This window comes from Catenulispora subtropica (assembly GCF_039531675.1).
Classification (GTDB): Bacteria; Actinomycetota; Actinomycetes; order Streptomycetales; family Catenulisporaceae; genus Catenulispora; species Catenulispora subtropica.
The window spans coordinates 75606-100768 of the sequence record NZ_BAAAQM010000031.1 but is presented as its reverse complement, the minus strand read 5'-3'; the positions used below and the strand labels follow the sequence as shown (position 1 = coordinate 100768).

The 25163-nt window shown below is 70.3% G+C and carries 20 protein-coding genes and 2 pseudogenes; 6 read left to right on the top strand and 16 right to left on the bottom strand.

Annotation, left to right across the window (positions count from 1 at the left end; translation table 11 throughout):
- Nucleotides 1-75 precede the first annotated feature (75 nt).
- The 3 genes from ABD466_RS25495 to ABD466_RS25485 all read left to right on the top strand — a co-directional run bounded on the left by ABD466_RS25495 (nt 76) and on the right by ABD466_RS25485 (nt 6692).
- Complete coding sequence (locus ABD466_RS25495; RefSeq protein ID WP_344659690.1) at nt 76-2946, top strand: RICIN domain-containing protein; 2871 nt, start codon at nt 76-78, stop codon at nt 2944-2946.
- A gap of 146 nt (nt 2947-3092) precedes the next feature.
- Entirely contained in the window at nt 3093-4400 is a 1308-nt protein-coding gene (locus ABD466_RS25490; RefSeq protein ID WP_344659689.1) for an ROK family transcriptional regulator, read from the top strand.
- A 126-nt stretch (nt 4401-4526) separates the two neighbouring features.
- Nucleotides 4527-6692 (top strand): discoidin domain-containing protein, encoded by a 2166-nt coding sequence (locus tag ABD466_RS25485; RefSeq protein WP_344659706.1) that lies wholly within the window; start codon nt 4527-4529, stop codon nt 6690-6692.
- A gap of 65 nt (nt 6693-6757) precedes the next feature.
- Here the strand turns inward: ABD466_RS25485 and pntB are convergent, their stop codons facing one another.
- From pntB to ABD466_RS25470, 3 genes and pseudogenes are all read right to left on the bottom strand, one after another.
- The gene (pntB, locus tag ABD466_RS25480) at nt 6758-8149 is read right to left on the bottom strand and encodes a Re/Si-specific NAD(P)(+) transhydrogenase subunit beta (protein WP_344659688.1); all 1392 of its coding nucleotides are present in this window, start codon (nt 8147-8149) and stop codon (nt 6758-6760) included.
- A 1-nt stretch (nt 8150) separates the two neighbouring features.
- Nucleotides 8151-9680, bottom strand: a complete 1530-nt coding sequence (locus ABD466_RS25475) for a Re/Si-specific NAD(P)(+) transhydrogenase subunit alpha (protein ID WP_344659687.1) — start codon at nt 9678-9680, stop codon at nt 8151-8153.
- Nucleotides 9674-9796: pseudogene (locus ABD466_RS25470) on the bottom strand (acyl-CoA dehydrogenase family protein); the annotation flags it as partial. The gene ABD466_RS25475 and the pseudogene ABD466_RS25470, both read right to left, overlap by 7 nt.
- 194 nt (nt 9797-9990) lie before the next feature.
- On the opposite strand from ABD466_RS25470, the pseudogene ABD466_RS44460 reads away from it, so the two are divergent.
- Nucleotides 9991-10335: pseudogene (locus ABD466_RS44460) on the top strand (N-acetylmuramoyl-L-alanine amidase); the annotation flags it as partial.
- Nucleotides 10336-10588: 253 nt separating this feature from the next.
- Nucleotides 10589-10936 carry a hypothetical protein gene (locus ABD466_RS25465; protein WP_344659686.1) on the top strand — a complete coding sequence of 116 codons (348 nt, stop codon included), beginning with the start codon at nt 10589-10591 and terminating at the stop codon, nt 10934-10936.
- A 222-nt stretch (nt 10937-11158) separates the two neighbouring features.
- Here ABD466_RS25465 and ABD466_RS25460 read toward each other — a convergent pair whose 3' ends face one another.
- From ABD466_RS25460 to ABD466_RS25445, 4 genes are all read right to left on the bottom strand, one after another.
- Entirely contained in the window at nt 11159-12001 is an 843-nt protein-coding gene (locus tag ABD466_RS25460) for a M55 family metallopeptidase (protein ID WP_344659685.1), read from the bottom strand.
- 128 nt (nt 12002-12129) lie between these two features.
- A complete protein-coding gene (locus ABD466_RS25455; RefSeq protein ID WP_344659684.1) occupies nt 12130-12969 on the bottom strand; it encodes an SAM-dependent methyltransferase in 840 nt (279 codons plus the stop codon).
- 104 nt (nt 12970-13073) lie between these two features.
- Nucleotides 13074-13880: a class I SAM-dependent methyltransferase gene (locus tag ABD466_RS25450; protein WP_344659683.1), complete on the bottom strand. Its 807-nt coding sequence runs from the start codon at nt 13878-13880 to the stop codon at nt 13074-13076.
- A 102-nt stretch (nt 13881-13982) separates the two neighbouring features.
- The gene (locus tag ABD466_RS25445; RefSeq protein WP_344659682.1) at nt 13983-14462 is read right to left on the bottom strand and encodes a DoxX family protein; all 480 of its coding nucleotides are present in this window, start codon (nt 14460-14462) and stop codon (nt 13983-13985) included.
- A 368-nt stretch (nt 14463-14830) separates the two neighbouring features.
- Between ABD466_RS25445 and ABD466_RS25440 the strand changes: the two genes are divergently transcribed.
- Nucleotides 14831-15790: a Gfo/Idh/MocA family protein gene (locus ABD466_RS25440; protein ID WP_344659681.1), complete on the top strand. Its 960-nt coding sequence runs from the start codon at nt 14831-14833 to the stop codon at nt 15788-15790.
- Nucleotides 15791-15792: 2 nt separating this feature from the next.
- On the opposite strand, the gene asnB is transcribed toward ABD466_RS25440, so the two are convergent.
- From asnB to ABD466_RS25395, 9 genes are read right to left on the bottom strand one after another with little or no spacing between them, the layout of a single operon-like run.
- Nucleotides 15793-17628, bottom strand: a complete 1836-nt coding sequence (asnB, locus tag ABD466_RS25435) for an asparagine synthase (glutamine-hydrolyzing) (protein WP_344659680.1) — start codon at nt 17626-17628, stop codon at nt 15793-15795.
- A 2-nt stretch (nt 17629-17630) separates the two neighbouring features.
- Complete coding sequence (locus ABD466_RS25430; RefSeq protein ID WP_344659679.1) at nt 17631-18461, bottom strand: alpha/beta hydrolase; 831 nt, start codon at nt 18459-18461, stop codon at nt 17631-17633.
- Nucleotides 18458-20002: an amino acid adenylation domain-containing protein gene (locus tag ABD466_RS25425; protein ID WP_344659678.1), complete on the bottom strand. Its 1545-nt coding sequence runs from the start codon at nt 20000-20002 to the stop codon at nt 18458-18460. The genes ABD466_RS25430 and ABD466_RS25425 overlap by 4 nt, the downstream gene beginning before the upstream one ends.
- A gap of 49 nt (nt 20003-20051) precedes the next feature.
- Nucleotides 20052-21164, bottom strand: coding sequence for an acyl-CoA dehydrogenase family protein (locus ABD466_RS25420; protein WP_344659677.1), 1113 nt, complete (start codon nt 21162-21164; stop codon nt 20052-20054).
- A 10-nt stretch (nt 21165-21174) separates the two neighbouring features.
- Nucleotides 21175-22500 carry a TrpB-like pyridoxal phosphate-dependent enzyme gene (locus tag ABD466_RS25415; protein WP_344659676.1) on the bottom strand — a complete coding sequence of 442 codons (1326 nt, stop codon included), beginning with the start codon at nt 22498-22500 and terminating at the stop codon, nt 21175-21177.
- 8 nt (nt 22501-22508) lie between these two features.
- On the bottom strand, nt 22509-22796 hold the full coding sequence (locus ABD466_RS25410) for an acyl carrier protein (protein ID WP_344659675.1): 288 nt from the start codon (nt 22794-22796) through the stop codon (nt 22509-22511).
- Nucleotides 22793-24124 carry an amino acid adenylation domain-containing protein gene (locus tag ABD466_RS25405; RefSeq protein WP_344659674.1) on the bottom strand — a complete coding sequence of 444 codons (1332 nt, stop codon included), beginning with the start codon at nt 24122-24124 and terminating at the stop codon, nt 22793-22795. The genes ABD466_RS25410 and ABD466_RS25405 overlap by 4 nt, the downstream gene beginning before the upstream one ends.
- On the bottom strand, nt 24121-24315 hold the full coding sequence (locus ABD466_RS25400) for an MbtH family protein (RefSeq protein WP_344659673.1): 195 nt from the start codon (nt 24313-24315) through the stop codon (nt 24121-24123). The genes ABD466_RS25405 and ABD466_RS25400 overlap by 4 nt, the downstream gene beginning before the upstream one ends.
- 2 nt (nt 24316-24317) lie before the next feature.
- The gene (locus ABD466_RS25395; RefSeq protein WP_344659672.1) at nt 24318-25157 is read right to left on the bottom strand and encodes a class I SAM-dependent methyltransferase; all 840 of its coding nucleotides are present in this window, start codon (nt 25155-25157) and stop codon (nt 24318-24320) included.
- Between the last annotated feature and the right edge of the window lie 6 nt (nt 25158-25163).

The window sequence follows — 25163 nt, the reverse complement described above, 5'->3', positions numbered from 1 at the left end:
ATGAAAGTCCTTGCTCCCTCGCCGGGCGCTAGGGAGCATCAGCAAGTGTCCCTACTCCATGGATGGAGTCAGCGCATGACACGTTCCTTCCTCCGCCTCCGTGCCGCTTCTGGCGTAATCGCCGGCGCGACGCTGCTGGCCACGGCCTTCGCCGCGCCGTTCGGTCCGGCCGCCCATGCGGCGTCGAGTACCACGGCGTGGCATGGTGGTGCCTTCACGGTCGACACGCCGAACCTGGTGCGCGAAGCCGACATCGTCCTGCAATCCCCGAACACCGACCCCTGGGCCTCGATGCCCTTGGGCAACGGCACCCTGGGCGCCGCGGTCTGGTCGGCCGGAGGCTTCACGGCCCAGCTCAACCGCACTGACACCTTCCCGGACCGGAAGTCGCCGGGCTGGCTCACCGTGCCCGGTCTGGCGCAGATCACGAACGCCGCCGACTTCACCGCCTCCGTCGATCCCTACGACGGCGTGTTGCGTGAGTCCGGCGGCGGGATGACCGCGACCGTCTACGTCCGCGCGGACAAGGACGAGCTGGTCGTCGACGTCGCCGGCGCGAATCCGGACACCCCGCAGACCGCGAAGATCAACCTCTGGTCCGGGCGTTCACCGGTGGCCGCGGCCTCCGGCCAGATCGCCACGCTGGCCGAGACCTGGGCCGACAACGTCGCGACCACGGGATCCGGCCAGACGTTCGGGTCCCTCGCCGCGTTGAGCGCCGGCGGCACCGGCGTCACGGCGTCGACGGTCGACGCGCAGACGGTGCAGGTGAGCTTCAAGCCGCACGCCGACGGGACGTTCCGCGTCATCGCCGGGGCGCCGCACTGGAACGACACCGACGCCGGCGACGCCGCCGACGCCGCCGCCACGCTGCTGGGAACCGACGCGTCGGCGACGTCGGCCTCGTTGCATAGCGCGCACCTGGCTTGGTGGCACAACTTCTGGAGCGGCCTGGGCCTGGTGAAACTCTCCTCCAGCGACGGTGTCGCGAACTACATGGAGAAACTGCGGACCCTGTATTACTTCACCAGCGCTGAGGAGTCCCGGGGCACGCTGCCCGGATCGCAGGCGGGCGTGGCGGATCTGTTCAGCTTCGATCGGGACAGCCACCGCTGGTATCCCGCGTCCTACTGGTTCTGGAACCTGCGCGGGCAGGTCGCGGCGAACATCGGCGCCGGGGCCTTCGCCCTGAACACGCCGCTGTACAACCTCTACACGTCCAACCTGGCCGACATCCAGGCCTGGACCACGAAGTACATGGGCGGCCGGTCGGGGATCTGCGTCCCCGAGACGATGCGCTTCAACGGCAACGGGTTCCAGGACGACGGCAGCCCGTTCAGCGACGCCTCGTGCGACCAGAACAACCCGCCGGGCCCGACGTGGAACGGCGAGACCGTGTCCACCGGCGCCGAGATCGGGCTGTGGGTCTGGCAGCAGTACCAGACCACCGGCGACCTCGGCTTCCTGCGGCAGAACTACCCGCTGATGCAGCAGGAGTGCCTGTTCCTGCTCGCCTACACCACCGTCGGCTCCGACGGGCTGCGGCACGCGGTCGCCAACGCGCACGAGAACCAGTGGGACGTCCAGGACCCGGTCAACCTGATCGACGCCATGAAGGCGCTGTTCCCGGCCACCATCGCCGCCGCGCAGGCCCTCGGCACCGACGGCCCGCTGGTCTCGCAGCTTCAGACCGCGCAGAACCAGATCCCTGATTTCCCGCGCACCGACGCCGCGACGCACCAGAAGCTGCTCACCGCCTCCTCCGACGCGTCCGGGACCGACGTCCTGGGCCAGTCGTCGCAGCCCACCGCGGCGGTGCACAACAGCGAGGACGACGACCTGGAAGCGGTCTGGCCGTACAACCTGATCGGCGACTCCTCGCCACTGCTCGCCCTGGCCCAGCGCACGTACACGCACCGCGTGAACACGCTCGCCAACGACTGGAGCTTCGACGCGGTCCAAGCCGCACGTCTGCGCCTGCCGTCCGAGGTCGCCGCCGACCTGACGGCGCTGACCAAGCACTACCAGACCCACCCCGACGGGCTGGGGGACCTGTGGGGGAGTACGTCCGGATCGTCCGACACCTATATCGAACAGGAGGCGAACGTCGCGCTCGCCGTCAACGAGGCTCTGATCCAGGACTACGACGGCGTACTGCGGATCGCGCCCGCGCTCCCCGCCGGCTGGGACGCCGACGGCACCGCCTTCATCCACGGCGGCGGCACCGCGTCGGTGCAGGTCCACGGCGGCACGATCGGCACGGTCGGCATCCACGCCGGGTCCACCGGCGGCATCACCGTCCGCAACCCGTGGCCCGGCCAGAGCGTCGAGGTCGTCGACGGCGGCGACGAGTCGACGGTCGTGGTCGCCCCGACGACCGCGGACCAGTTCTCGATCCCGGCCGCCGCTGGACGCACCTACCTGGTCCAGCAGGTCTCCGCTCCGGTTTCGGCGATGACCTACGCCCCGGTCACCGGCACCCCCGCGACGACGCCCAGCTCCCTCGGCGGCAACGCGGTACTCGGTACGGCCAAGGGCGGCCTGAGCGGTACCCATGTGCTGTCGACCTCTGGTCAGGCGCTCGACGATCCGGGCTGGTCGACGGGCACCGTCCAGCTCATCACCTGGCAGGCCAACGGCGGCACCAACCAGAACTGGATCCTCACCCAGCAGTCCGACGGATCCTACGAAATCAAGAACGCGTACTCAGGCCTCTGCGCCGACGACTACGGCGGTCAGACCACCGCCGGGACGCAGGTGATCCAGTACTCGTGCACGGGTCACAGCAACCAGCACTGGACCGCCGCCCTCCTGCCCAGCGGCGCTTACACGTTCACGAACGTCAACAGCGGCCTGCTCCTCACCACGGCGTCGACTGCGAACAACGCCATGGTGACGCAGCAGCCCGATACCGGGAGCGCGCTTCAGCAGTGGACCGTCCGCTGACCACCGCGAGGTGAACTGGTCACGCCCGGCGGATGCCCGCCGGGCGTGATCAGCCGCCCTCTTGACACCCGGCCGGTCTGCGAAGACTATCTAAGACGTCTTAACTTAAGACTCTTTAGAAACAGGCGGCCGACAGGAGCCCGGACATGGAGCCCACCCCTCGTGCGGTGACCGCGACCCGCGGGCACCGGGGCCTGTTCCAGGCCATGCCGGAGCGCCGGAGCCTGCCGGAGCGCACCAAGGCCCGGACCCAGGACAGCCGGCAGCACAACCGGTCGCTGGTGCTGGCCACGTTGTACCAGGACGGGCCGATGACGCGGCCGGAACTGAGCCGGGCCACCGGGCTGACCGCGCCGACGATCTCGGCGCTGGTGGCCGACCTGGAGCAGGACGGGCTGGTGGCCGACATCGGGCCGCGGGAGGGGACACGGCTCGGCAAGCCCGCCGGGCTGGTGCGGCTGGAGGACGGGGCGGCGACCATCGTGGCCCTCGACCTGTCGCACAGTGACCGGTTCACCGGGGCGGTGCTCGACCTGCGGGGCACGGTGCTGGACCGGGCCGAGGTGGAGATCGGGGACGCCGTCGGTCCCGAGGCCGACGCGCTGGTCCACCGGCTCGCCGCCGAGCTGGTCGGCAAGGCGCCGCGGCGGGTGCTCGGAATCGGGGTCGGGACCCCCGGTCTGGTCGACGACCAGGGGGTGGTGCGGCAGGCCGCGCACCTGGAGTGGACCGACCTGCCGATGGCGGCGGACCTGGCCGGCCGCTTCGGCGTCCCGGCGCGCGTCGGCAACGACATCAATCTGGCGGCGCTGGCGGTGCGGCACTTCCGTGAGGTCAGGGCCCTGAACCTGATGGTCGTCTCGATCGAGCACGGCGTGGGCGCCGGGCTCGTCGTCGGGGGCGAGCTGGTCGAGGGGGAGCAGTACGCGGCCGGGGAGATCGGTCACGTCACCGTCGAGGAAGACGGTGAGCCGTGCGTCTGCGGACGGCGCGGCTGCCTGGATCCGCTCATCGACGCCGGGAACCTGCGGCGCCGGCTGGCGGCTGTCGCCACCGCCACCGCCACCGCCACCGCCGCCGAGGCCGCTTCCAGCGTCCGCGCCGCCAATGACGCCGCCGGCAACGACGCCGCCGCCGCCACCGCCGCCGCCGGCAACGACGCCGACGCCGATCTCGACCGGCATCGTGACGAGGTGCTGGCCGCCGCCGGCCGTGCGCTCGGCGTCGTGCTCGCCCCGATCGTCAGCGTCCTGAACCTCAACGACGTCGTCCTGGCCGGGCCGGCCGAGCTGGTGGACGGCCCGTTCCTGGACGCCGTGCGGCGCACGGTGGCCGCCCGGACGCTCGCGCCCATCAGCGCTTCCGTGGCCATTCGGTCGACGGCCGGTGATCCCGACCTCGTCCTGCTCGGCGCCGCCGGCCTCGTACTGGCCTCGGAGCTCGGCGTCCTGTAGCTCTTACGCCCCGCATCTCATCACTTCACCTCGTTCCGGACTCGACGCCCGGTCCCGGTCCGTCCTGCCTGATTGGAGGCACCACCCGTGAGATCGCCATTCCCCGCGGCACGCCGTTCCAAGGCGATGGCCGCCGCAGCCACGGTCGCCGTCGCGACCCTGGCCGCGGCCGGCACGCTCACCACCCCGGCGTCGGCGACCCCGCCGAACGCCACCTACACGATCTCGGTCGGTTCGACAGGTACCTTCTCCTTCGGAACCGACAGCCCCGCCACCCCGTACATCGACAAGGACGGCACGTTCTACTTCCAGGAGTCCTTCTCCCAGTACGACGAGGCCACCTCGCCCAACCACTACTGGCAGTTCTACAGCGGCACGAACTTCGACACCGCCACGAAGAACACCGCCATCAGCGACGCGGTCGACCCCGCCAACCCCCAGGACAGCAACGCCAACACCACGTGGCGGTGCGACAACGGCCCGACCGGGGTGAACGCGACCGCCGGTGGCGGCTACTCGCTGCCGGACTATTGCGACCTGATCGGGACGTGGGTCGACCCGGACACCGGGAACTGGTACGGCCTGGTGCACAACGAGTTCACCGGGAGCCCGTTCGGCGACGGCCTGCACTACGACTCGATCGACTACGCGGTCTCCACCAACCAGGGCAAGGTGTGGGCGATCACCGGCCACGCGATCACCTCCCCGTACAGCACGCTGCGCAACGACACCTCGGCGTTCCCGAACCAGACCTACGACTACGGCGACGGTGACCCGCGGTTGTTCGTCGACCAGGCCTCCGGCTACTTCTACCTGGGCTACAGCACCCGGATCGTGCCCAAGGGCGGCGTGGGCGGCAGCACGGACTGGCTGGAGCACGTGGCGCGCGCGCCGATGTCCGGCAAGATGGCGACCGGGACGTGGCAGAAGTGGTACAACGGCTCGTGGTCGCAGCCGGGGGTGGGCGGCCTGGAGAGCAACGTGGTCCCGGTGACCTCGGCCGACGGCGACGGCTATACACCGGTCGCGAACGACTACAACCCGGCCAACATCGGCAACGTCGACCAGCAGATCGCCGCCGGGACTCTGCCGCCCAGCTCGCCGCTGGCCGTCATGAACATCTCCTACGACGCCTATCTGGGCTTGTACATCGCCACGCCGCAGTCGGACCAGTCCAGCAACCGGCCGCAGCAGTTCTACGTCACCGACGACCTGTCGACGCAGAAGTGGTACCTGGCCGGCGACTCCGGCAGCTACACCCAGGCGTCCTGGTACCGCTGGCTGGTGGACGGCGCGAACGCCACCAACTCCACGATCGTCGGCAAGACCTTCCGGTACTACTGCGTCATCGAATGCGGTAACTTCGGCGGCTACACCGACATCACCCTCAGCTCGACCTCCCCGGCTGCTCCGCCGGTCGACACGAGCAAGACGTACGTCATCGCCAACGGTTCCGGACAGGTCCTGGCCCAGGTTTCCGGCAGCACCGCGACCACGTCCGCACCGGCTGACGGCTCGACCCTGCAATCCTGGTCCTTCAGCAGCGACGGCGACGGTTCGTTCACCGTCACCAACGCCGCCACCGGCCAGGTGCTGGGCGTCAACTCCGCCTCCACGACCGGCCGCGCGTGGGGCACCGCGCCCACGGCGACCACCTTGTCCGGCGCTCCGGCCGTGGGCCAGCAGTGGTTCGTCATCAAGAACACTTCCCCGGCCGGCACCTTCCGCCTCGTCAACCGTTACAGCGGCCTGGTCCTGGGCATGTCCTCGACCTCCGGCCGCCTGATCGAGACCACCCCGACCCGCAACTGGACCAACACCACCGGCAGCGGCGTCGGCGGCACCCGCTCCGCCGCCGACCAGACCCTGACCTTCACCCCGTCCGGCACCACCGGCACCCCCACCGACCTGACCCTGGCCAAGCCGACCACCGCCTCGTCCGTCGAGCCGGGAACCAGCTTCACCGCGAACCTGGCGACCGACGGCGACGCGGCGACGCGCTGGTCGAGCGCGTACTCCGATCCGCAGTGGCTCCGCGTCGACATGGGTGCCACGCACCAGGTCACCGAGGTGAAGCTGTCCTGGGAAGCGGCCTACGGCAAGGCGTTCCAGATCCAGACCTCGAACGACGGCACCACCTGGACGACGATCTACTCCACGACCACGGGCACGGGAGGCGTCCAGGACCTGACCGGGCTGTCGGGATCAGGCCGCTACATCCGGCTGTACGGCACCGCACGCGGCACCGGCTACGGGTACTCGCTGTGGTCCTTCGACGCATACGGAACCTGATGTGAGCCCGGCCGGCCGGAGCACAGTGCTCCGGCCGGCCGTCGCCGTCACCCGCGGGGGTCCGATCAGAGCGCCTTGAGGATGTCCTCCACCCGCTCCTTCGCATCCCCGAACAACATCGCCGCGTTCTCGCGGAAGAACAGCGGGTTCTGCACCCCCGCGTACCCCGAGGCCATCGACCGCTTGAACACGATCACGTTCTCCGCCTCCCACACCGTCAGCACCGGCATCCCGGCGATCGGGCTGGTGGGGTCCTCGGACGCCGCCGGGTTCACCGTGTCGTTGGCGCCGATCACGAGCACGACGTCCGTCTCGGCGAAGTCCTCGTTGATCTCGTCCATCTCCAGCACGATGTCGTACGGGACCTTGGCCTCGGCCAGCAGCACGTTCATGTGCCCGGGCAGGCGGCCGGCGACCGGGTGGATGCCGAAGCGGACCTCGACGCCCTTGTCCCGCAGTTTGCGCGTCAGCTCGGCGACGCCGTACTGGGCCTGGGCCACGGCCATGCCGTAGCCGGGGGTGATGACCACGGTGCGGGCGCCGCGCAGCAGGTCGGCGGCGCCGTCGGCGGTGATCTCGCGGTGCTCGCCGTAGTCGCGGGCCTCGGCCGGGCCGGCCTCGATGCCGAAGCCGCCGGCGATGACGGAGATGAACGAGCGGTTCATCGCCTGGCACATGATGTAGGACAGGTACGCGCCGGAGGAGCCGACCAGGGCGCCGGTCACGATGAGCAGGTCGTTGTCGAGCAGGAAGCCCGAGGCCGCCGCGGCCCAGCCGGAGTAGCTGTTCAGCATGGACACCACCACGGGCATGTCGCCGCCGCCGATGGAGGCGACCAGGTGCCAGCCCAGGCCGAGGGCCAGCACGGTCAGGACGGCCAGCACCGCGCCGCCGGGGTCGCTGACGTAGACCACGGTGAGGACCGCGAACGCGGCCAGGGAGCCGAGGTTGATGAGGTTCTTGCCCGGCAGCATCAGCGGGCTGGAGGACATGCGGGCCGAGAGCTTCAGGTTGGCCACGATCGAGCCGGTGAAGGTCACCGCGCCGATGAAGACGCCGACCGCGACTTCGGCGGAGTGGATGCGGCTCAGCGACTCCAGGGCGTAGGTCGGGTGCTCCAGGTGGCCGGACCAGCCGACCGCCACCGCGGCCAGGCCGACGAACGAGTGCAGCAGCGCGATGAGCTCGGGCATGCCGGTCATCTCGACGATCTTCGCCCGCCACAGGCCGATCACCGCGCCGACGGTGATCGCGCCGAAGAGCAGCACGACGGGCAGGGCCTCGTCGGCGCCCTTCACCGCGAGCCAGACGGTGGCGGCCAGGGCCAGCGCCATGCCGATCATGCCGAAGCGCAGGCCGATCCGGGAGGTCTCATGCTTGGACAGCCCCGCCAGGGACAGGATGAACAGCAGCGCCGCGACGATGTCCGCGGCGGCGACGACGGATACCACGGACATGTCAGCGGTCCCCCTTGCTGAACATGGCGAGCATGCGCCGCGTCACCGCGAAGCCGCCGAAGATGTTGATGCTGGCCAGCAGCACGGCCGCGGCGGACAGGACCGTCACGGCCCGGTCGTGCGACCCGATCTGCACCAGCGCGCCGACGACGACGATGCCGGAGATCGCGTTGGTCACCGACATCAGCGGCGTGTGCAGCGCGTGCGCCACGTGGCCGATCACGTAGTAGCCGATGACGATCGCCAGCATCAGGGTCGCGAAGTGCGACGGGATCGGCGCCGGCGCGGTGGCCAGCACCAGGAAGAAGGCGGCCAGGCCGCCGCCGATCAGGCCCCACTTCACCGCGGGGTTCGCCGGCTTCTCCGCGGCCGGCGCGGGCGCGGCCGGTGCCCCGGGGGCCGCCGGGGCGGCCGACACCTGCACCGGTGGTGGCGGCCATGTCGATTCGCCTTGCCGGACCACGGTGATGGAGCGCTGGACCACGTCGTCGAAGTCCAGGACGAGGTGGCCGTCCTTGCCCGGGGTCATCAGCTTGAGCAGGTTCACCAGGTTGGTGCCGTACAGCTGCGACGCCTGCGCGGGCAGCCGGCCGGCCAGGTCGGTGTACCCGATGATGGTCACCCCGTTGCCGGTGACCACCGCCTGGTCCTTGACCGTGCCCTCGACGTTGCCGCCGTTGGCCGCGGCCATGTCGACGATCACCGAGCCCGGCTTCATCGAGGCCACCATCTCGGCGGTGATGATGCGCGGCGCCGGGCGGCCCGGGATGAGCGCGGTGGTGATGATGATGTCGACGTCCTGGCACTGGTCGGCGTACAGCTGCGCCTCCAGGGCCTTGTAGTCGGCGCCCATCTCCTTGGCGTAACCGGTGGCCGACACCTCGACCTCGGGCGACTCGATCGACAGGTACTCCCCGCCGAGCGACTTCACCTGGTCGGCCACCTCCGGCCGCGGGTCGGTGGCGCGCACGACCGCCCCGAGCGACCCCGCGGCGCCGATCGCCGCCAGGCCCGCGACGCCGGCGCCCACGACCAGCACCTTCGCCGGCGGGACCTTGCCCGCGGCCGTGACCTGCCCGGTGAAGAACCGCCCGAACACGTGCGCGGCCTCGACCACCGCCCGGTACCCGGCGATGTTGGCCATCGACGACAACACGTCCAGGGACTGCGCCCGCGAGATGCGGGGCACCGCGTCCATCGCCAGCGCGGTGATCGGGCGCGTGGCCAGATCCGCCACCAGCTCCGGGTTCAGCGCCGGGGACAGCAGCGCGACCAGCGTCGCGCCCTCCTTGAGCGCGTCGAGCTGCGCCGGGGCGGGCGCGTTGACGCCGAACACGATGTCGGCGTCCGCCACCGAGCCCACCGACGCGCCCGCCTCGGCGTAGGCGTCGTCGGAGAAGCTGGACGCCGCTCCCGCGCCGGGCTCGACCACCACGCCATAGCCCAGCTTCATCAGCTGGGCCACCGTCGCGGGGGTCGCGGAGACGCGTGTCTCCCCGGCCCTCGCTTCCTTGAGCACTCCGATCAGCATGGCAACTCCATGAGGGTTCCGAGCCGTGCACGGTGCCGTCCAGGTGTGCCGAGCTCGATCTGGTCGGCCTTGGCGCGCTTAAGATACAGGTGCTGGGGCTGCTTCCAGGGCATACCGGTGGTGACTATCACATCCGGATCGCTCTTCGCTCGCGTCGCCGCCGCGGCGTGTCGCCGGTCCTCGACCGTCATCGGGCCTCCTCTCCACGAACACAGGGTTCGAATATGCACATGCGCCCACCCCCACGGGAAGCCCTGACCCGGACGTGAACTGTCGACGATCTGTCGACGAACACTGCGACCGTTTCCCCATGACCGGATACCCGGGCGCCGCCTGGCGCGGACCCGTCCCGAACCAGGGCGGGACGATGGGCCCGATCCTCGGGCTCGTGCTGCCCATCCAGGAGGGCCCCGAGGCCGGGACCGACGCCTGGTTCCACAACCCGGCGTCCAAGGTCTCGGCGCACTTCGGCCATCCGAAGGCCGGCGGGCTCGACCAGTGGCCGGAGGTCGGGACCGTCGCGTGGGCCGGGGTCGGCGGGAACGACGACTGGGTCGGCGTCGAGAACGAGGGACATTCCGGCGACACCCTCACCGGCTCGCAGCTGGAGAACGTCGCGCGGCTGCTCGCCTGGCTGCACCGGGAGCACCGCGTGCCGGCTCGACGTCCTCCGGAACGGCCGCCCGCTGCCCGTCGGCGGGCCCCGGATCGGCAGGCTTCTCGCCCGTCTGATCATCGACGCCGGACGGACCGTGGCCCGCTGCTACGTGGGGTTGTGCGATCTGGTTGTTCGTCGACTTCAGCAACCCGGAGGGTCGGATGTGGGGCTGGGACCCGAACGTCAGGCGATCTGATCGGCCGACCCACTACGATCGCTGCGGCAAGGACCGTGAAGAGGGGGATGAATCGTGAGCGTAGAAGCGCTGGAAGAGCTTCCAGACGGGCCGGTCACCGGCCCCGACGGCGTTGCCGTTCGTCTGGGCGTCACCAAGACGACAGCAGTCGGCCCGCCGCTGGATGTCGGCCCTGACGACTTCGTCGCCGGTGAAGCATCGCTCGGGGCTCTGCTCTTGGTGAAGACGATGCGCCTGTTCCAGGTCCATGTACTTCGCGTCAAGCCGTGGACCGTGACCGTGATGTCGGCGGCCCCCGACTCGAAGGTCGTGTATCTGCGCCACCCGACGGAAGAGGAGGCCCGGCGAGCGGCCCTTGAGATCGTTCGCAGCGTCCAGACTCATGGGGTGGCGGGGTTCTGAGCCAGCACCGTGGCTTGGCCGCAGGCGTGCCGGTGGGCTGCGACCACGACACCGCCGCGTTCGCGGAGGCCGCGCTGGGTCACTGAACGATCTGCCGCGGGACGTGGTCAACTGGTGGATCGGGCCGAACAACAGTTCCGGCAGAGTCTTGAGGTATCCGCCCCGCACGGTTTCGACCACCTCACCGCCCCGGCCCGCATCGGGCTGGCCCAGGCCCAGGCCCTACTCGGCGATGCCTCGCGTGAGCATGACCAGGGTGACGAACGTGCGGTAGAGACGAACGGGGTCGTCGTCCACGAGATGGACGACCGTCGCGTCGTCCCGGTCCGGTGCGACCCGTTCGAGCCAGGTGGCCATCTCGGCCAGGTCCGGATTGCGGAGGCGGACGGTGAGTGTGGCCGGGAGTTCGATCCGGGCGGTCGGCTTCCTGTCCGCCTGACCGAGGGTCGCGACGGCGTCCCGTGCGGTCTGCTCGATGAGCTGGATCGCTCGGGACGGGTGCAAGCTCTCGGCGGCGAAGCGGGAGATCGACTGCTTGACCACGGCGGCGTGGGCGTCGGGCCAGAACGGGCGCAGCTCCGCCGCCGTGGTCTGGTCGCCGGTCACCAGGACCACGGGCACGCCGTGGCCCGTCGCCACCAGTGAGTTGATGCCGGATTCGGCGGCGAGCACGCCGTTGAGGCGGACTTCCGCGATCGCGGCCGGGTTGTAGGTGTGCGAGAGGGTCGCGGGTCCGGCGGAGGCCGAGCCGTGGTAGGAGACGAAGAAGACCGCGTCGAACGAGTCGTCGAGGCCCTGCATCATGTACAGCGGCTTGTGCCGGCCGGACAGGTAGGCGGCTCCCCCGTGCAGGAGCTCGGGGCGCAGGTTCGCCATCCGGCCGTGGGAATCGTTGACGAGGAACTCGTGCGGCCCGCCGGCCGCGTTCGCACCGTCGATCGCCGCGTTCACCTCGTTCTGGAGCAGGACGCGGTAGTGCTCGTAGTCGTGCTGGCCCGGCCGGCACTGCTCCCAGTCGACGACACCGGCCGTGCCCTCCATGTCCGAGGAGATGAAGATCTTCACCGGTGCTCCCTTCGTCCTGCGCGACCCGTCACACATCCATGACTCTGAGTTCGCGCTGCTCGACCCGGATGGTTACCGTCTGGTGCTGTTCTACAAGAAGTAGACACCTAGGCCCCGGCGGTCCGGACTCAGCGCTTGACCGCCACGCCCGCGTACATCGCGATGTCCTGGTCGCGGATCGGCGCGGCGTCGGCGTCCGGCCGCCAGTGGTGGACCAGGGTGACGCCGGGGTCGAGCAGCTCGTAGCCCTTGAAGAAGGCCTCGGTCTCGGCCTTGTCCCTGACCTGCAGCGGGATGCCGCGGGCGTTGTACTCGCGGCTGACGCCGCCGACGCCCACCGGGTCCGTGTCGCCGGTGAACACCGTCACCGCGAGGAAGCTCCCGGGGACCAGGGCGTCCATGAAGCGGCGCACGATGCCCTGCGGGTCGTCCTCGTCCAGGACGAAGTGCACGATCGCGATCAGGGACAGCGCCACCGGCCGGGAGAAGTCGATCACATCGCGCAGACGGGGGTCGCCGATGATCGAGTCCGGGTCGCGGAAGTCGGCGTCGATGTAGCAGGTGCGGCCCTCCGCCGTGCTGGACATCAGGGCTCTGGCATGCGTCAGCACGATCGGGTCGTTGTCCACGTACGCGACCCGCGCCTCCGGCGCGATCGCCTGCGCGATCTCGTGCACGTTCGGCGAGGTGGGGATGCCGGTGCCGATGTCCAGGAACTGACGCACCCCGTATTCCTCGGTGAGGCGGCGCACCAGGCGGTGCATGAAGGCACGCGTGGTCCGCATGGATATCGGCAGCGCGGGCCACGCCTCCACCGAGGCGTGCGCGGCGACCCGGTCCGCCTCGAAGTTGGTCTTGCCGCCGATCAGGTAGTCGTAGACCCGTGCGGAGTGCGGCACGTCCATCCGCAGGTCCACCGATGCATAGTCGTCCTGCGGCTCCTGCTGTGCCCGGGTCTCGTCCGCCATGGTGGTGCCTCCCGTTATCGCTGAGCATCGTTATCCGGCCGCCGCCCCGGCGGTCCTTACAGCGCATGGTAACGATGTTCCGGTGTCTAACGCAGAGGCCTCAATCACCGTGCCCTGAACAGCGTGACCGCGGCGACGTCTCCGACGACCGGCCTGAGCAGCGGCAGCGCATACCGGTAACGGCGCGGCAGCCGGGCGCGCACCGTAGCGGGCGGCCGGGTCACGGCGGACGCCCGCACGACCTCCAGACCCAGTGGCTCCAGCGTGTGCGGATCGTCGCACGGCCACGCCCAGAGCGCGGTCAGGTTCCTCTTGGCCGCCATCCGGTGCTGCTGATCGAGCATCCGTTTGGTGTAGGTGTCGAACACCAGCAGTGCGCCGGGAAACCGTTCGGCGATGCGGGTGAGCACCGTCGGTGCCTCGTCCAGGTAGACGAGCACTCCCTCGGCCACGAACAGATACGGACCCGGGCTCGCCGCCACGACCGCCATCCAGTCCTCGTCCAGCACCGAGGCGGCCACCATCCGGCGGCGGTCGGTGTCCTCGAAGAAGCGCCGCCGCAGTTCGACCGTGTCGGGCAGGTCCAGGTCGATCCACCGCGTCCGCCCGTTGTCGACCCGGTCGAACCGGGAGTTCAGGCCGGTGCCGAGCTCGACGACCGTCCCCTCCGGATGGTCCGCGAGGAAGCCGCGGACGAACTCGTCGAACACCGCGGTCCGCAGCACCGTGACCCCCGCGCCCCAGCCCCGGCTGTACCGCGCGGCGTCGAAGTCGACCGCCGCCATGATCTGGGCGGCCTTCGGGTCCCGGACCAGCGGATGCTTCCTGCGCGACTCGCGCGCCCGCCCGGCCAGCGGGATGAACAACGTCTGCTGGACCGCGCCGAGCTGGACCTTCACTGGCTCCGCCATGGGATCCGTTATATCGGGATCGCCAGGACAACGCACATGAAGGTGGGCCCGTCCCATTCGTACGACAGACCCACCACGTACCTCCTGGTGCGGCTGGAGTCCCTAGTCCATGCCAGGGGCCGCCGGCGTGTTCCGGGACGTCAGCCGCCGTGCCACACGGGCAACGTGCCCTTCGTCCTGCGATCGCGAGCGGGCCAGGAGCGCGTCGAGCGCCAGCGGGCCCGCGCCGATGATGGCGATCAGCAGGAACGACCACGAGAACAACGCGGCCTGTTCGCCGCCGTTGGCCATCGGCAGCAGCGCGTGCTTCTGGTGCACGCTGAAGTAGGCGTAAGCCATGGTGCCGGAGAGGACAATCGCGGCCGGCCGGGTCGCGAGGCCGAGCATCACCAGCAGCCCGAAGGCCAACTGGAGCAGACCCGCCACGCCGTCGGGCCATTCGGTCAGGGAGAGCGTGTGCCCGCCATAGGGCTTGACCGGGAAGCCGGTCAGCGTGGAGGCGCCATGGCAGGTCATGAGGAACCCGATCACGATGCGGTACAACGACAGGCCGATCGGTGGCAGGGACCTGAGGTCGCGCATGCGGCTTCACCACTTCCGTCTTGTGATCCGCCGGGGTAGGAGGCGGATGCCTGAGGTCGCCCGGACGGCCTCGTTGCCGTGGGCGGGAAGGTGTGTGCCGGTGGGAAGAACGTATCCGTTCAGGGCCCTGATGTGAATCGGGGATGAAGGTCTTGTGGGGCGGCTGTCTGGTGCGGGTCAGGGTGTCTGAGGGGGTCCGCGCGGCGACGGCGCACTTCGGCGGAAGGGAAAGGCCTGGCGGTGCGACCGGTCACGTGACGAGGCGTCAGAAAACCGAGGGTCCGAGTGAGGTGCGGGCAAGGGTGTGCCGTGCCAGTACGATATCCCGCGATACCCGGATGACTCCGACAGAACGGACCGTCGTAGCGATGTCTGACACTGATGAGCCGGTTCGGATCGCCGTGATCGCCGGCACCGGAACCGCCGCCAAGCGGGTCCTTCCGGCGCTCGCCTCCAGCCGGCAGGTGAGCATCTGTGCGATGCACGGCCGGTCCCAGGAGAAGCTGGCCGCGATCAGTACAGCCTATCCGGAGGTCGCCACCTTCACGGACATCGACGAGATGCTGTCCACCGCCGAGCCGGACGCCGTGCTCGTCGCCAGCCCGCCGATGCTCCATATCGATCACTGCATCCAGGCGTTCCGGTACGTGTCCCACGTGCTCTGCGAGAAGCCCCTCGCCGACGACCTGCGGGACGGCGAGGCGCTGGCCGAACTCGCGGCGGTGGACGGCCGGACGCTGGCCATCGCGCATCACCTCCGGCACCAGCAAGCCGCAACCTTCCTCCGCTCCCTCGTCGCGCAGGGATCGCTGGGCCCTGCGATCGCGGCTTCGGCTCGCTGGACCTTCGCCCTGAACAAGGCCTCGTCGAACGCCGCGTGGAAGCTCGCCTCGTCGGGGGCGGGGATCGGGCCCCTGCTCGACACGGGCGTCCACTGCGTCGACATGGCGGAATACCTGTTCGGGCGGCCGGCGGAGGCCGCTCGGCTCGCCTCCGAGTCGGGGCTCACCGGCAACCTCGTCATGCGCTTCGAGAGCGGCCCGCTGGTCGACGTGACCGCGTCGTGGGAGGCCGCCGCCACGGCGAACGACCTGTCCATCGTGTTCGAGCGTGGCAGCGTTCTGGCACGCGGCTTCTTCGCAGAGAAGAGCTGCCCGGCCATCACTGTGACCGGACCGGAGGGAGAGCTGCAGAAGACCTTCGGCGAGGAGAACCTCTACCGGAACGAGCTTGAGGCGTTCGCTGCCTCGGTCAGGGGACAGGCTGATGGTCGGGAACCGCTGACCACGGCTGAGGAGGCGTTGGCGGCGCTTCGGGCCATTCTTTAGTCCTACAGTCGTACGCGCACCCGATAACGCTCAAGCCACCCGTTCAGCTGCAGCAGATAGGAAAGGCTGATCGCGGGCGTGACCGCGGTGATCGGGCCCGGCAGCGCGTCGAGATCGGACGTGACCGCCGCCTGGACGCGCGCGCGGTCCAGGAGTTCGAAGACCGGGGCGGTGGTGTCGGCCAGGAGGCCCAGGACGAGGTCGCGCATGCGGTCGACGTAATGGTCGTTGCGGCTGGCCGGGTAGGCGCTCTTCGGTCTGTTGACGATCTCGGCCGGCAGCAGGTTCGTGCAGGCTTCGCGGAGGAGTGCTTTCGGCGTCGCGGCATGTGCCTTCAGAGCGGCCGGGACGTTGAACAGGTACTCGGCCAGCCGGTGGTCGGCGAAGGGGACGCGGACCTCCAGGCCCAAGGCTGTGCTGAGGCGGTCTTGGCGGTCGAGGAGGCCCGGCAGCCACCGGGTGACGCCGAGGTGGAAGACCTCGCGCTGGCGGCGGCGCTCGGGGCTGTCGCCGAGCAGGCGTGGCACCTCGCCGAGCGCCTCGTGGTAGCGGTCTGCTTCATAACGGCGGGGCTCGATGGCACGGCGGATGTCCTCACGGAGCAGGACCTCGGGTTGACGCCGGCCGTACATCCACGGGAAGGAGTCATGCGCGACATAGCCGGGATCGTTCTGCCAGAGGTAGCCCCCGAACATCTCGTCCGCCGCCTCGCCGGACAGGGCCACCGTGCAGTGGTCCTTGACCGACTGGAACAGCAAGTACATGGTGGTGTCGAGGTCGCCCCAGCCGGGGAGGTCGCGCGCGGTGAGGCCGATGTCGCGGTGGTCGACGAGGTGGTCCACGGTGACGGCGGTGGTCACGTGCTTGATGCCCAGTTCGGCTGCCACCAGGGCGGCGAAGGGTTCGTCGGTGCTCGGGCGCCAGGCGTCGGAGCCCGGGGCGCCGGACGACGGCGGGTTGACGGAGAACGCGACGAGGTCGCCCGTCAGCTCGCGCGCGGCCAGCGCGGTGACGGCACTGGAGTCGATCCCCCCGGACAGCAGAGACCCGACCGGCACGTCGGCCACCACCTCGTGGCGCACGATGTCGTCGAGCAACCCGCGGATGTGAACCGCACCCTCGGCGAAGTCCCGGACGTTCTCCCGGGCCTCAAGGCGCCAGTACGGCGCCTCGCGCAGCCCTCGCTCATCGGCGACGACCACACAGCCGGGCCGGACCTCGCGCATCCCCCGGAACGTTCCGTGGCCCGGTGTCCGGGCGCGCGGCACGGCCATCAGTTCGGCGAGTCCCTCGGCGTCCAGTTCCGCTGGCATGCCGGGGTGGGCGAGCAGCGTCTTGGGCTCCGAACCGAAGATGACACCGTTCCCCTCGCTGAGGCGCGCGTAGTAGAGCGGTTTGATGCCGAACCGGTCGCGCGCCAGCACCAGCCGCCGCTCCCGGTAGTCCCAGATAGCGAACGCGAACATGCCGATCAGCCGGGATCCGAGCTCGGTGCCCCACTGCAGGTACGCCGTCAGCAGCACCTCGGTGTCCGACCGCGTGGTGAACGACCAGCCGTGGCCGGCCAACTCGGCGCGCAGCTCGCGGAAGTTGTAGATCTCGCCGCTGAACACGATCGCGACCTCGCCGCCGCCGCGGTGCGTCCGCACCATCGGCTGCCGCCCGCCCTCGATGTCGATGACGGCCAGCCGGCTGTGGCCCAGCGCCGCGCGCGGACTGAGCCAGACCTCCTGCGCGTCCGGGCCGCGCGGCGCCAGCGTCCGCGTCATCCGCCAGACGACCTCGCCGCCCCGGCGCAGGTCCCGATCCCAGTCCACCCAGCCCGCGATACCGCACACCGTCACAGCCTCCTGATCTTGTCGTCGACGTACCTCAGCGAGAAAGGAAGCGCGCGGTCCAGGTACTCCAGGTCGTGCGACCCACGGCGCTCGTGGAACTCCAGGTCGAAGCCGGCCGTCCGGAGCTTCAGCGCCATCCGGCGGTTCATCTCCACGATCCGCGGATAGTCCTGCGCCCCGACGTCGGCGTAGACCGACAGCCCGGATGCCCGGCCGGAGTCGACCATCGCAGGCAGATCGTAAAGACGGCGTACAGCGCTCCCGGGCGGGCCCCACACCCGTTCGTGCGCCGCCTCGGTCGGAATCATGAAGTCGCGCTCGTCCCGCAGTCCGGCATACGGGTCGCCGACGCGCGACGGGGCCTCGAACGCCCCCGCGTGGCTCGCGACCACGGTGAACAGCCCGGGATGCCGCAGCGCCTGCATCAGGGCGCCGGCCCCGCCCATCGAGAACCCGCCGATCGCGCGGAGGCCGTGCCGCAGATGCACGGCGTAGTTCTCGTCGACGAAGGGCACGAGTTCCCGCACCAGGTAGTCCTCGTAGCGCAGCCCCCGGTCGTCGTTGATGAACCAGCGCCGGCCGCTCTCGGGCAGCACGACCACCAGGTCGAGCCCGCTCAGGTGCTCGACCAGCCTGGTCCTGGTCAACCACGTCGACCGGCTGCCACCGTATCCGTGCAGCAGGATCAGCACGGCGGCCTTCCGCTCCGCGGACAGGCACGTCTGCGGCACCAGCACGTCGGCCCGCTTGACGACGCCCAGCGCCGCACTCGGCCACTCCCAGGTCTCGATCGTGTGCGACGGCAGCACGTCCTTGCGCACCAGGGTCCTCATGAGCCCGCCGCCGCCATCAGGGATCGACGATCGACCTTGCCGGTGGAGGTGTAGGCGAGGCTCGAGACGACCTCGATCTTCTCCGGGACCATATACGTGGGCAGATACTCACGAGTATGCCGACGCAGGGCGCGCTCGTCAGGTCCACCGCCGCGCGCCGCCGTCACGAACGCGACGATCCGCGCGGTCCCGGCCTCGTCGGGCGCGACCACGCACACCGCCTCGGCGACCTCGGGCCGCAGTTCCAGCACCGCCTCGATCTCACCGAGTTCGATGCGATGACCCTTGACCTTGACCATCGTGTCCTTGCGGCCGACGTAGAGCAGGCACCCGTCGTCGCGGCGCCTGACGATGTCCCCGGTGCGATAGAACGAGCCGCGCTCGGTCTGGATCACGCTCGCGTCGGTCTTGGCGGGGTCGTTCCAGTAGCCGCGCATGACGGACGCGCCGCCGATGCACAGCTCGCCGGTCGCCTCGATCACCAGTTCCGTCGCGTAGGGGCACGGCCGGCCGATCGGAGGCGCCGCCGGCGCGTCCGCGGCGAGGTCTTCGGGACCGAGCCGGTGGAACGTGCACACGTTCGTCTCGGTCGGGCCGTACAGGTTGTAGAGCACGCTGCTAGCCGGCACCACATCGCGCAGAGCCCTGAGATGCCGCACCGGGTACTCCTCGCCGGCGAAGGCGACGACCCGAAGCCGCGTGTCGGCCAGCTCGCCGCCGCCCGCGGCATCGGCCATCCGCCGCAACGCGCTCGGCACCGAGTACCACACCGAGACGTCCTGCTCCCTGACGAAGCGCACCAGGCCCGCGCCGAGCCCGGTCCAGCTGTCCGGCACCAGGGCCACCGAGCCGCCACACGCCACAGCGCCGAAGACGTCGAGGATGGACAGGTCGAAGTGCAGGGGCGCATGACTCGACAGCACGTCCGCCGCCGTCAGCTCGAGCTCGCCGGCGGCCCAGTCGACGAAGGCCCGCGCGTTGGCGTGCGTGAGCACGACGCCCTTGGGTGTCCCTGTGGAGCCCGAGGTGTAGAGGATGTAGGCCACGTCGTCGGGTGAGGTCGGCACGTAGACCCGCTCGGCGCCCGCGTACTCCGTCAGCGCTTCCTCCCACTCCGCACCGACACAAAGCACTGAAACCCGCTCCATGAGCTCCGGAGCACACGCCCGCAGGCTCTCCGCGCGCTCCGGCGTGGTGATCAGCCACGACGCCGCACAGTCGGACAGCACCGCGGCGGCCCGCCGTGGCGGCCCGGTCGGGTCGATCGGCACATACGCCGCCCCGCTCCGCAGCACCGCGTAGATCGCCGCGATCGCCTCGACCGACTTGTTCAGCCAGATCCCGACCCGCCCGAGGCTCTCCTCGGACCTGGACGGACCCCGCTCGACGAGCAGGCGCGCCACACAGTTGCTGATCTCGTCCAACTCGCCGTACCCGACCCGGCGCTGGCGCTCGCTGACGGCCGTCGCCTCCGGATCCCGGCGGACCGCTGCCGCCCACAGGGCGGTCAGAGTTCCGCTGTTACCTTCGGGCTTTGTCACAGGTTCACCTCTGTCATCCCTGTCATCCCTGTCATCACTGTCATCACTGTCATCTCAAACCGAGCTTCCCGGCGATGACCTCGCGCTGCATGTCGGAGGTGCCGGAGGAGATCCTGGTGCCGAGGGCGTCGCGCAGACGCCGGTCGATGCCGGCGTCGCGGGTGTAGCCGGACGCGCCGAAGATCTGCATGGCGTCCTCGAAGGTCGACACCGCCGCTTCGCTCACATGGAGCTTCACCAGTTCCGGCAGGAAGGACGGGGCCGCCCGCGGGCCGCGCGGCCGCGCCAGTTCCCAGGCGGCGGAACGCACCAGGGCCCGGGACGTCTCCAGGCGGTGCTGCATCTCCACGATGCGGTTCGCCACCGCCTGGAACGAGCCGATGCGGCGGCCGAACTGGCGCCGGCTCCGGGCCCGGTCGACGCACTCCTCGATCTGGCGTTCCATGGCGCCCAACAGGGGCGCCAGTATCAGGGTGCGTTCCCAGGCCATCACGGTGCCGAAGATTTCAGAGCCCTGTTTCTCGGCTCCGAGCAGACCCTCCGGTCCCACGCTGCATTCCTCGAGCACCACCTGGCCCCATGGACTGGATTCCAGCCCCGCCTTCGGCTGCTCCGGCTCCACCCACAGACCGGGGTTGTCCCGCTCCACCAGGAAGGCGGTCACCCCGGTGAAGCCGAGTGCCCGGCCCAGTGTCGCGTAGACCAGGAACACGTCAGCCTCAGGCGCGTTGGTGACGAACCGCTTCCGGCCGTTGAGCACGTACCCGTCGCCCTCCCGCCGCGCGACGGCGCGCATGGCGAGCGCGTCGGAGCCCGACTCGGTCTCGGTGATGGCGTGCGCGCCGATCAGCCGCCCTTCGGCCAGGCCGGGCAAGAACGCGTCCCGCTGCCGATCCGTGCCGTAGCGCAGAACCGGAACCTCCACCGCCCACATGTGCGCCCCGGCCCGGATGAGCAGACCGATGTCCCGGCAGCCGTACCCGAGACCTTCCAGGGCGTACGCGCAGGTGAGCGGGGAGTGGCCGAGACCGCCGTACTCCTCCGGGATCGGCAGCGCCATCACCTGGGCCGCCGCGAGCGTCTTCCAGTCCGCGCCGTCGTCCGGACAGGCGCGGAGGACGTCGTGCACCTCCTGCTGCTCCGGGGTCCACGCGAGGTCCATGACAGGCTCCTCACACGCTCGTCGTCGAGAGCCTGGCCAGCGCCAGCTCCACCTCGGCGTCGGCGGCGGAGTCGGATTCCAGCAGGCCGTTGAGGTACTTGTCGTAGGACCCGAGATCCATCAGCCCGTGCCCGCTCAGGTTGAACAGGATCGTCTCCGGTGTGCCGGTCTCGCGCGCGCGTACCGCCCGGTCGATGACGTGCGCGATCGCGTGCGCGGACTCCGGCGCCGGGATCAGCTGCTCGGCCCGGGCGAAGGTGACGCCCGCCGCGAAGACCTCGCTCTGGCCGAGCGCCACGGCCTCGATCAGGCCCTCGTGGTACATCCAGCTGATCACCGGAGCCGCCCCGTGGTAGCGCAGCCCGCCGGCGTGGATGGGGGAGGGGATGAAGGTGTGGCCGAGCGTGTACATCTTCGACATCGGGGTGTTGCCGAGGGCGTCGTGGTGGTCCCACGTGTAGACGCCCCGCGTCAGCTTGGGACAGGACCTGGGCTCGACGGCCACCAGCCGCGTGGGGCGCCCCGTGATCCGCGCCTGCCGGTGGAAGGGCATGGCGATCCCGGCGAAGTTGCTGCCCGCGCCGAGGGCGGCCACCACGGTGTCGGGGTAGTCGCCGAGCGCCTCCATCTGCGCGACGGCTTCCTGCCCGATGACGGTCTGGTGCAGCAGGACGTGGTTGTCGCCGCTCCCGGCCGAGTACCGGATCCCCTCGCCGTCCTGGGCGAACTCGTGCGCCTCGGAGCTGGCCACGGACAGGCTGCCCGGGCAGTCCGGGTCGTCGGCCAGGATCGACCGCCCGGCCTCGGTCGTCACGCTCGGGCTCGGCACCACGTGCGCGCCGTTGAGCTCCATGAGGACGCGCCGCTGCGGCTTCTGCTCGTAGCTGCACCGGACCATGTAGACGGTGCACTCCAGGCCGTAGGCGGCACAGGCCATCGACAGCGCCGTACCCCATTGCCCGGCGCCGGTTCCGGTGACCAGCCCCCGGACACCGGCCTTCTTGTAGTAGTACGCCTGGGCGACGGCCGAGTTCAGCTTGTGGCTGCCGGAGGGGCTCGCGGCCTCGCATTTGTAGTAGATCCGCGCCGGGGTGTTCAGCAGACGCTCCAGCCGGTGGGCCCGCACCAGCGGGGTCGGTCTCCAGCGCTCGTACTGGGCCCGGACCTCGGCCGGGATCTCGATGAACGGCTCGTCGCTCACGCTCTGCCGGTAGATCGACAGCGGCAGCTGGGGCCGGATGCCGTGCGATCCCACCTGGAGCGCGGGCCGCCGTTCCTCGGCGACGTAGCCGGCCAGTTCGGCGACGACGTTGTACCAGTGGGTCGGGACGCTCACGGACGCGCTCATGAGAAGCTCGGATCCGGGACGAGGCCGGCCGTCCGCAGCTGGCCGTGGACCAGGTCGACCAGGCTGCCGACGTCGACGAGGTCCGCGGTCATCACGGCCTCGTCGTCGATCTCGCAGGCGAAGGCCTTCTCCAGCCCGGCGATCAGCCGCAGCAGCGTCAGCGAGTCCAGGCTGATCGGCGTCGAGTACAGCGGGATGCCGTCGTCGACCTCCGCGGCGTCCATGTCGATGTCGAGGATGTCGACCAGGACCTGCTTGACGCGGGTGGATATGTGTTCTGTCATGGGAGTCTCCCGGAAGCGACGGGTTCGCGCGGGACGACGAAGGCGACGAGCCGTCCCCGCCGCTCCGTCACCACCGCCTGCGCGACCTCTGGATGGGACTGCAGGACCGTCTCGACCTCGCCGGGCTCGACGCGGTAGCCGCGGACCTTGATCTGGTGGTCGGTGCGGCCGACGACGACCAGCCGGCCGTCCGGGCGCAGCCGCCCGACGTCGCCGGTGCGGTAGCGCCGGCCGGCCGGGTGCTCGACGAAGCGCGCGGCGGTCTGCGCCGGATCGCCGAGGTAGCCGTCGGCCAGGCCGACCCCGGTCACGAACACCTCGCCCCGCCCGCCGGGCCCGACCTCGTTCCCGTCGGGGTCCAGCACCAGGATGCCGGCGCCCTCGACGGCCGGGCCGACGGTGATCTCCTCGCCGGGGCGCAGTTCGCCGCCGGTGCACCAGACCGCGGCCTCGGTGGGCCCGTACTCGTTGTAGAGCCGCGCCGGGGACCGCGCTGCGAAGTGGTCGGTCACCAGCTGTTCGGGGCAGGGCTCGCCGGCGACGACCAGGACCGCCGACGGGCCGCGGACCGGGCCGTCCAGGCGTTGCAGGGCACTGTGATAGTGCGACGGCGTCATCGCGGTGTGCGAGATCGGGATCGCGCCGCTGAGCATCGCGTCGACCGAGGCCATGATGCCGTCGAGTGAGGCGGGCGCGAACTCGACGGCGCCGCCGTCCGCCAGCGCCCACCAAGTGCAGCCGATGGCGGCGTCGAAGGTCACCTGCCAGATCATCAGGAGCCTGCGGACCGGCTCGGTGTAGAGCCGGGACCGGGCCAGGACGGTGCCCACGATCGCGCGGTGGGACACGACGACGCCCTTCGGCTCCCCGGTCGAACCGGAGGTGAAGACGATGTAGGCGGTGTCTTCGGCGGTCGTGGACCGGTGTGGCCGATCCGCGCTGCGGGCGGTGAGGCCCACGCCGCGATGCAGCGGGGCGACGCCGGCCAGGTTCCCGTACCGGTGCTCGGCGGTCAGCACGGCCGCCGCCCGCGTCCGGGCCGCCGACTGCCGCAGCCGGTCCCACGGTGCGTCCGGGTCGATCGGTACGTAGACCGCGCCGGCCTTGTAGACCGCGAGCTGCGCCACCAGCGACGCGCATCCGCGCTGGAAGCCGCACAGGACCGACCGCCCCGCCGTGAGACCGCCCTCGATGAGCTCGAGGGCGGTCCGGTTCGCGGCTTCGTCCAGCTCGCGGTAGGTCAGGCTGCCGTCCTCGCCGATGACGGCGAGAGCGTCCGGGACCCTGTCCGCTTGCTGTTCGAACAGGTCGATCAGGGTGGGACTCATCCGCCCGAGCTTCCGCGGACGCTCAGGGGACGCATGTCGGTCCAGAGCTCCGCGATGCGGGCCAGACACGCCTCCTTGTCTCCTTCGAAGCCCGCGTCGCGCCACCCGGACGGGACCGGGCGGTCGGCGGGCCAGATCGAGTACTGCTCCTCGTCGTTCAGCACGACGATCTGCTTGTCCTTGGTGTCCATGGTCAGCCCGCCAGCTTCACGGCCTCGACGAGGATGTGGTAGCCGAGGTAGTTGAACGGCGGCACGTCGCCGAGGTTGCGCTCCAGGCTGCGGACCACGCCGGCCACACCGCTGTCGGCCAGGACCTCGTCGGCCAGCCACGCCGAGATCGGCGAGTTGCCGCGCAGGTGGGTCATGACCAGCCCGGCCTCGGCGAAGTACGCCTTGAGCTCGTGCGGGCTGAAGCTGTGCCAGGGCGCGGTCAGGTCCTCGCCGCCGCGGGTGTTGGTGAACAGCAGCTGTCCGCCCTCGACGTCGGTGATGTCGACGGTCGCGAAGCGGTCGCCCTTGAAGAACTGCTCGAACAGGCTGTTCTTGACGCAGATGACCAGCCGGCCGCCGGGCCGCAGCACGCGGGCCGCCTCGGCGAAGACCCGGCCCCGGTCGGCCAGCGGGATGTGCATCAGGGCCAGCATGCTGGTCACGACGTCGAACGAGTCGTCCTCGAACGGCAGCGCGGCCATGTCGCCCTCGTAGAGGTCGGCGACCAGCCCCTGTTCGGCCAGCTTGGCCTGGGTGACGTCGAGCATCGCCCGGGAGATGTCCAGACCGCTCACGATGGCGCCGGCCTCGGCCATCGGCACGGTGAACCGGCCGGTCCCGCAGCCCATGTCGAGGACCTTCCGCCCGGACGCGATCTTGCTGAGCACGAACTCGTGCTCGGACGCGGTGAAGCCCTCGTCCGTGGGCCCCGAGCCCGGGATCCGCTCGTCGTACTCGGCGGCGATCTGCTGGTAGACCGAGCGGACGAGGACCTTCTGCTCCTCGGTGGTGTCGCTCGGCGCGGTCTCGAGAATGGTCACAGTCTT